Origin of the sequence: Caenibacillus caldisaponilyticus, assembly GCF_002003465.1 — a bacterium.
GTDB lineage: Bacteria > Bacillota > Bacilli > Bacillales > Sporolactobacillaceae > Caenibacillus > Caenibacillus caldisaponilyticus.
Window position 1 is genome coordinate 1 of sequence record NZ_BDDQ01000133.1, and the last position, 508, is coordinate 508.

Consider the following 508-nt stretch of genomic DNA (forward strand, 5'->3'; position numbering starts at 1 on the left):
CCATTGTTCCCTTGTATGAGAACAGTCATACCTGCATCTTCGATAGAAGATAGCTCGTATCGTAATCGTTCAACGGGAGAGGTTTCAGCTGTTCCTCTGCCCAACGCTCTTGCGGAGGAATGCCGGTCGTGGCGTTTGGCTTCCGATTCGCCACTTGATCGAGCCAACGATGGAGAAGGAAATTTAATTCCTCGATGCTTTCAAACGCTGTCCCCACATAGAAGTGATCCATGATATACTGAATGGCTCGTTCGACTTTTCCCTTTGTCTGGGCCCGGTAAGGCCGGCACACTTTTGGAATAAATCCGTAGTAACTCGCAAATTCAGAAAATCGTTGATTCCATTTCACCACTCCTTGTTCCCGGCCGTCTGTAACGGTCTTCATATTATCAAATAACCCCTTCTTCGGAACTCCGCCGAAGTATTGGAAACTCTGAATCAGGCATTCCATTAAGTGTTCCTGGTCCTGGCTGGTCGTAAATACCGCGTATTTCATCCGCGAATAGCC

General features: G+C 47.8%; 1 pseudogene. It reads right to left on the bottom strand.

Features of this window, described 5'->3' with window-relative positions:
* Positions 1-508: pseudogene (istA, locus tag CCB157_RS16795) on the bottom strand (IS21 family transposase); the annotation flags it as partial.